Genomic DNA, 6,997 nt, shown 5'->3' with positions numbered 1-6,997 from the left:
GGCTGGGGCAGGGGGAGGCGGGCGGCCTTCCGAAGGCGTTTGCCGGCGGTCAGGTCGCACGCGGCAGCCGACTCGGCATCCTGGGCAACCGGGATTACATGCGGACGCCGTTCAGCACGGCGAGCTACACCGAGAAGACCATCCGCGACGCGCAGGCGATCAGCGTCGGCGATCTCCTGACGCGTACCGACCCGTCCGTGCGAGCCTCGATCGGCAGCGGCAACCGCTACGACGCGCTGACGATCCGCGGCTTCCGGGTCGACAACCGCGAGTTCGCCCTGAACGGGCTGTACGGCCTCGTGCCCGATTACCGGATCAGTCCGGCCCCACTCGAGCGGATCGAGGTGCTCAAGGGGCCGGCGGCGTTCCTGTTCGGCGCGTCGATCTTCGGCAGCGTCGCCGGCACCGTGAACGTGGTCACCAAGCGCGCGGGCGACGAACCGCTGACCCGGGCGACCGTCGACTACGCCTCAACGACCCGAGGCGGGGCGCAGGTCGACGTTTCTCGGCGCTACGGCGAGGCAGGGGAGTTCGGCATCCGCATCAACGGCGCGGGCTTCGGCGGCGACACGCCGATCGACCGGACCGCGCAGCGCAACGGCGTCGGCTCACTGGCCCTCGACTATTCCGGAGACCGGCTCCGGCTCTACGCCGACGTGATCTACCAGCACGACGCCTACGACGCCCAGACCCGGGGCGGAAATCCGCAGCCGGGGCTGCACGTCCCCCGGGCACCGAACCCGCGCCGGAACATGTCCCAGGACTTCGATTTCTCCCGCGCCGACAGCCTCACCGGCCTCGGCCGCGCGGAGTTCGACCTGACCTCGGACATCATGCTGTTCGCGGCGCTCGGCGGTAACCGCTTCACCTACGACAAGCAGGAGAACCCGGCCTTCACCCTGCTCGATCGACGGGGCAATACGCAGGTGAACTCGATCTTCCAGACCGGCGGCACGTCGACGCTGTCAGGCGAGGCGGGGGCACGGGCGCGGTTCGACACCGGCTGGATCCGGCACGAGGCCGTGTTCAGCGCGACGATCCTTGATCAGGACCTGACGCTCGGCCAGATCACGTATCCGAACTACCGGTCGAACCTCTACGCGCCCGTCCGTCTGGCCTCGCCGGGGCTACCGCTGGCCGCCGGCACGTATCCCCGCGGCCGGGCGAGCTACGACCGGATGACGAGCTACGCCGTGGCCGACACGATGTCGGTGGCCGACGGACTGGTCGAGTTCATGGTCGGCGCCCGGCGTCAAGAGATCGAACTCGGCAACTATGCGCCGATCACGGGCCTGCTGAGCACGTCCTACGACAAGAGCGCGACGACGCCGGCCTTCGGCCTCGTGGTGCGGCCGACCGAGGCGCTTTCGCTCTACGCCAACGCGGTCCAGGGCCTCACCGCGCTGCGGGCGCCAAACACCGCGATCAATACCGCCCAGACCTTCGCGCCGGCCCGGTCGCGGCAATATGAGATCGGCGCGAAGCTCGACTTCGGGACCTTCGGGGCGACGTTGGCCGCCTTCGAGATCACCCAGCCGGCCGGCAACGTCGATCCCATCACCAACCGTTTCGGCGTCGCTGGCTCTCAGCGGAACCGCGGCTTCGAGGGAACGATCTTCGGCGCGATAGCGCCGGACCTGCGGGTCATCGCCGGCGCGACCCTGCTCGACGCCCGCTGGCGCCGGACCCGGGGCGGCCTCTACGACGGCAATCCCGCCACCGGCGCGCCGCGCTTCCAGGCCACCACGGGCCTCGAATGGGACACGCCGTTCCTGCGCGGTCTCACGGCGATCGCCACGATGGTCTACACCGGCGCGTCCTACGCCGGCACCACCCTGACCAGTGCCGCCTTCTCCAAAATCCCGGACTGGACGACGCTGGATCTCGGGCTGCGCTACGTGGCGCTGGTGCAGGACAGGCCGGTCACGCTACGCGTGACCGTGTCCAACGTCACCGACAACCACTACTGGATCGCCAACGCGAACGGCGCCCTCATCCTCGGGGCCCCGCGTACCACGTGGCTCTCGGCGTCGGTGGATTTTTGAAAATCTGCGGCGGCGGCTTGGCGTCTGCAGGGCGACGCGACCGCAGCCGAATGAATCACCGTGTCATCCTTGGGCGCCGGAGGCGAACCCGGGACCCAGAGCCGCCGACGGTACAACGCGTTGCTCCACCTGTGGTTTTGGATCCTTGGCTCCAATCTGCGGCCCCGGGATGACGGGGTGCGTGGACCGATGTCGGCGCATCCACCGACGACCGCCCGGGCAGCGCCTGTCCCATCCACGCCCTCATCCTGAGGCGACGGAGCGCAGCGAACGCTGCGAAGGAGGCCTCTAGGGATCACAGAGGCTTCTGGAGGGCTCCTTCGAGGCCCGGCGATCTTCGATCGCCGGGCACCTCAGGATGAGGTCGCGGGTGGAATATCTCAAATCGATCAGGCGCTTATAAGAATCCTCAATCCAGCACCTTCCCCATCCGCCCGGCCAGGTCCTGGATGAACTGGAACGCGGTGCGGCCCGAGCGGGAGCCCCGGGTGGTGGCCCATTCCAGGGCCTCGGCGCGCAGGCGCTCCGCGGGCAGGTCCAGGCCGTAGCGATCGGCATAGGCGCGGATCATCGCCAGGAACTCGTCCTGGCTGCATTTGTGGAAGCCGAGCCAGAGGCCGAACCGGTCCGACAGCGAGACCTTCTCTTCGACGGCCTCGCCGGGGTTGATCGCCGTCGAGCGCTCGTTCTCGACCATGTCGCGGGCCAGCAGATGCCGGCGGTTGGAGGTGGCGTAGAACAGCACGTTGCCGGGACGACCCTCGATGCCGCCGTCCAGCGCGGTCTTGAGCGACTTGTACGAGGTGTCGTCGCCGTCGAAGGAGAGGTCGTCGCAATAGACCAGCCAGCGATGCGGGTCGGGCCGGAGCAGGGCCATCAGGTCGGGCAGGGCCTCGATATCCTCCCGGTGGATCTCCACCAGCTTCATCGGCCGCGCGCCCTCGGGCCGGCGGGCGTTGATCTCGGCATGGGCCGCCTTGACCAGCGAGGATTTGCCCATGCCGCGGGCGCCCCACAGCAGGGCGTTGTTGGCCGGCAGGCCGCGGGCGAAGCGCTCGGTGTTCTCGATCAGGGTGTCGCGGGCCCGGTCGATGCCGGTGAGCAGGCCGATCTCCACCCGGGCCACCTGCGGCACCGCAGTGAGCCGCCGCTCCGGCCCCCACAGGAAGGCGTCGGCGGCGTTCGGGTCGAAGGCCGGCTGGGCGGGCGGCGCGGCGCGCTCCAGGGCGGTAGCGATCCGCTCCAGGAGCGGCATCAGGGTCTCGAAGCTCGTCATCGGATCGGGGGTTCGCTTCCGGATCGGTCGAGCGACCGTACTACGGCGTTCGGTTGCAGAAATCATCTGTCCCCGTGCGGCTCGAACGCGAAGCCGGATCGGGCGTTGAATTCTCCGCGTGGGCGGTCGGATCGGCCCCGGGAGGGCGCCGATGGATGCAGGACCGACGATCCGGATCACCCAGGTCGGGGCTTACGTCTTCACCGTCGATTTCGGCGCGGGGCTGTCCGGCCTGCTCACCGACGAGGCGCCCCCGGTCGGCGGCGGCACAGGTCCGATCCCCGAGCAGCTGCTGGCCTCGGGCGTGGCGAACTGCCTGTGCGCCAGCCTGGTCTTCGCTCTGGGCAAGTTCCGGCAGGACGCGCAGGGCGTCGCCGCCGAGGCGACCTGCCGGATGGCACGCAACCCGGAGGGCCGCCTGCGGATCGGCGGGATCGCCGTGCGCATCCGGCTGGGGGCCGCGGCCGAGGCCATGCCCCGGATCGACCGGGTGCTGGAGCAGTTCGAGCGCTTCTGCACCGTCTCGGAGAGCGTGAAGGCCGGGATCCCGGTGACCGTCTCGGTGGAGGATGCCGACGGGGCGCGCCTCGCATGAGTGCCGGCCGGGCGTATGGCGTTTCGGACCATCCCGCAGCGTCGTGGCCGACGTCTTCTCACACATCCGGGCGCGCAGCCCGAGATGTCACACACACCCATAGCCCACACAGGAGTTGCCCGTGGCCCACGAGAACCGACACGCTGCAACCGAGCCGGCGGCGCTGGCCCAGCTCTTCAACGAGCGGGCCAATGCCGGCGATGTCGAGGGGCTGGTGGCGCTCTACGAGCCCGACGCGGTGCTGGCCGCCGGCCGCGTCGTGGCCACCGGCCATGCCGAGATCCGGGCCTTCTACACGGATCTGCTGGCGCGCAAGTCCGACTTTCCGGCCCCCGAGACGCTGGAACCCGTGCGCAACGGCGCCCTCGCGTTGACCTTCGCGCGGCTGCCCAACGGCGCGCTGTCGGTGGAAGTCGCCCGCGCGCAGCCGGACGGCACCTGGCTGTGGGCGATCGACCAGCTGAAGATCGCGCCGCCGAAGGCGTGAGGGCGCCCCGCGCTTGTCCCACCGGACGCGATGCGGCAAAGCGGGGGCCGCGCGCGCCGAGCCTCGTGCGCCGCAGATCCGAGCCGACACGATGCACGACATCCGCGCCATCCGGGACAACCCGGACGCCTTCGACCGCGACCTCGCCCGCCGGGGGCTCGCGTCGCTCTCGTCCGCGCTGATCGCCCTCGACGAGGCCCGCAAATCCGCGGTCTCGGCGGCCCAGGCCAACCAAGAGCGGCGCAACGCGCTCGCCAAGGAGATCGGCGGAGCCAAGAAGGCCAAGGACGAGGCCCGCGCGGCCGCCCTGATGGCGGAGGTCGCCGCGCTTAAAAGCGCCGAGGCCGACTTGAAGGCCGCGCAGGACCGGGCCGACGCGGCGCTATCCGAAAAACTCGCCGCGATCCCGAACCAGCCCAAGCCCGACGTGCCGGACGGCGCCGACGAGCACGGTAACGTGCTCTACCGCAGCCACGCCTCCGCCCGCGAGCGGCTGACCGAGGGCCGCGAGCATTTCGAGCTCGGCGAGGCCAGCGGGCTCATAGATTTCGAATCCGCCGCCAAGCTCTCGGGCTCGCGCTTCGTGGTGCTCAAGGGCCAGCTCGCCCGGCTGGAGCGGGCGCTGGGCCAGTTCATGCTCGACCTGCACACGCAAGAGCATGGGTATTTGGAAGTGGCGCCGCCGGTTCTGGTGCGCGACGCAGCGATGTTCGGCACGGCGCAGCTTCCGAAATTTGCGGATGATCAGTTCTCGGTCTTCAAGGGGCTCGATACCGCAACGGCGACGGCAACCGGAACGGAGCCGGACAGGACCGAAAAATTCTGGCTCATCCCCACCGCCGAAGTCCCGCTGACCAACCTCGTCCGCGAATCCATCCTCCGCGAGGAGGAACTACCCCTGCGCTTCACCGCGCTCACCCCCTGCTTCCGGGCCGAGGCCGGGGCGGCGGGCCGGGATACGCGGGGCATGCTGCGCCAGCACCAGTTCAACAAGGTCGAGCTCGTCTCGATCACGTCGCCGGAAGAATCCGCCAACGAGCACGAGCGGATGCTCACCTGCGCGGAGGCGGTCCTGAAAAAGCTCGATCTGCCCTACCGGGTGATGACGCTCTGCACCGGCGACATGGGCTTCGCGAGCCAGAAGACCTACGACATCGAGGTCTGGGTACCGGGCCAGCGGACCCATCGCGAGATCTCGTCGTGTTCCGTCTGCGGCCCGTTCCAGGCCCGGCGGATGAACGCCCGCTACCGGGGCAAGGACGGCAAACCGGCCTATGTCCACACGCTCAACGGCTCGGGGGTCGCGGTCGGCCGCGCCCTGATCGCCGTGATGGAGAACTACCAGAACCCGGACGGGAGCATCACGATCCCGTCGGTGCTCCACCCCTACATGGGCGGGCTCAACCGGATCGAAGGGGCCCACTGATGCGCATCCTAGTCACCAACGACGACGGCATCCACGCGCCGGGGCTCGCCACTCTGGAGGAGATCGCCCGGGAGCTGTCCGACGACGTCTGGGTGGTGGCGCCGGAGAGCGACCAGTCCGGCGTGTCGCACTCGCTCTCGCTGAACGACCCGCTGCGCCTGCGGCAGGTCTCGGAGCAGCGCTTCGCCGTGAAGGGCACGCCCTCCGATTGCGTGATCCTGGGGGTGCGCCACATCCTCGGCGATCACGGGCCGGACTTGGTCCTGTCGGGGGTCAACCGCGGCCAGAACGTCGCCGAGGACGTGACCTATTCGGGCACGATCGCGGCCGCCATGGAGGGCACGATCCTCGGCATCCGCTCGATCGCGCTGAGCCAGGCCTACGGGGCGGGCGGACGGACCAATCTCAAGTGGGACTGCGCCCGGGAGCACGGCCCGAAGGTGATCCGTAAGATCCTCGAGACCGGGATCGAGCCCGGCATCGTGATCAACGTCAACTTCCCGGATTGCGCGCCGGCCGACGTCCAGGGCATCGCGGTGGCGGCGCAGGGCTTCCGGAACCAGGCGCTGCTGTCGATCGACGCCCGGGTCGACGGGCGCGGCAATCCGTATTTCTGGCTGGCCTTCGCCAAGGCCCGGTTCGAGCCGGGCCACGGCTCGGATCTGAAGGCGATCGCCGAGAAGCGGATCTCGGTGACGCCCCTGCGCCTCGACCTCACGGACGAGCCGACCCTGACCCGGTTCGCGCAGGCCTTCTCGGCGTGATCGATCTGGGCGGCCTCGAGGAGGCTGCCGGCAACGCGGCCTTCGTCATGGCGCTCCGGGGCCGGGGGATGCGGGACACCGCGATCCTGCGGGCCATGGAGCAGGTCCCGCGGGAGCCGTTCGCCCCCGAGGCCCATCGCGCCCAGGCCCGGCGGGACCTCGCCCTGCCGCTGCCCTGCGGCGCCTCGATGACGGCCCCCACCCAGGTGGCCCAGATGCTGGCGCTGCTGCGCGTCGAGCCGGGCCACCGGATCCTCGAGATCGGCACCGGCTCGGGCTACGCCACGGCGCTGCTGGCCAAGCTCGGGGCCGGCGCGGTCCTGAGCCTGGAGCGCTACGCCACCCTGGCCCGGGAGGCCGCCGCGCGGCTCGCCGCCCTGTCCGAGGTCCACGTGGTCCAGGCC

Annotated in this window: 6 protein-coding genes and 1 pseudogene; 6 read left to right on the top strand and 1 reads right to left on the bottom strand. The window is 70.0% G+C overall.

The features are described 5' to 3' along the window. Positions 1-2,045, top strand: a 2,045-nt coding sequence (locus FV228_RS16435) for a TonB-dependent siderophore receptor (RefSeq protein WP_187277781.1), incomplete at its 5' end; no start/stop codon positions are given. 409 nt (positions 2,046-2,454) lie between these two features. On the opposite strand, the gene FV228_RS16430 is transcribed toward FV228_RS16435, so the two are convergent. Next, positions 2,455-3,321 (bottom strand): ATP-binding protein, encoded by an 867-nt coding sequence (locus FV228_RS16430; protein WP_147855608.1) that lies wholly within the window; start codon positions 3,319-3,321, stop codon positions 2,455-2,457. Between the two features lie 151 nt (positions 3,322-3,472). Between FV228_RS16430 and FV228_RS16425 the strand changes: the two genes are divergently transcribed. The 5 genes and pseudogenes from FV228_RS16425 to FV228_RS16405 all read left to right on the top strand — a co-directional run. After that, complete coding sequence (locus FV228_RS16425; protein WP_147855607.1) at positions 3,473-3,916, top strand: OsmC family protein; 444 nt, start codon at positions 3,473-3,475, stop codon at positions 3,914-3,916. Positions 3,917-4,037: 121 nt separating this feature from the next. After that, on the top strand, positions 4,038-4,403 hold the full coding sequence (locus FV228_RS16420; protein WP_147855606.1) for a nuclear transport factor 2 family protein: 366 nt from the start codon (positions 4,038-4,040) through the stop codon (positions 4,401-4,403). Positions 4,404-4,494: 91 nt separating this feature from the next. After that, the gene (serS, locus tag FV228_RS16415) at positions 4,495-5,829 is read left to right on the top strand and encodes a serine--tRNA ligase (protein ID WP_147855605.1); all 1,335 of its coding nucleotides are present in this window, start codon (positions 4,495-4,497) and stop codon (positions 5,827-5,829) included. Beyond that, positions 5,829-6,593 carry a 5'/3'-nucleotidase SurE gene (gene surE / locus FV228_RS16410; protein WP_147855604.1) on the top strand — a complete coding sequence of 255 codons (765 nt, stop codon included), beginning with the start codon at positions 5,829-5,831 and terminating at the stop codon, positions 6,591-6,593. The genes serS and surE overlap by 1 nt, the downstream gene beginning before the upstream one ends. Then, positions 6,590-6,997, top strand: a pseudogene (locus tag FV228_RS16405) (protein-L-isoaspartate O-methyltransferase); the annotation flags it as partial. The gene surE and the pseudogene FV228_RS16405, both read left to right, overlap by 4 nt.

Origin of the sequence: Methylobacterium sp. WL18, from assembly GCF_008040015.1 — a bacterium.
Taxonomy (GTDB): domain Bacteria; phylum Pseudomonadota; class Alphaproteobacteria; order Rhizobiales; family Beijerinckiaceae; genus Methylobacterium; species Methylobacterium mesophilicum.
The sequence above is the reverse complement of the archived record's forward strand: the minus strand, read 5'-3'. Positions and strand labels throughout refer to the sequence as shown.

Coding starts and splice junctions, on each gene's coding strand:
- FV228_RS16430 (WP_147855608.1), bottom strand. CDS start 3,321: ATGACGAGCTTCGAGACCCTGATGCCGCTCCTGGAGCGGATCGCTACC.
- FV228_RS16425 (WP_147855607.1), top strand. CDS start 3,473: ATGGATGCAGGACCGACGATCCGGATCACCCAGGTCGGGGCTTACGTC.
- serS (WP_147855605.1), top strand. CDS start 4,495: ATGCACGACATCCGCGCCATCCGGGACAACCCGGACGCCTTCGACCGC.
- surE (WP_147855604.1), top strand. CDS start 5,829: ATGCGCATCCTAGTCACCAACGACGACGGCATCCACGCGCCGGGGCTC.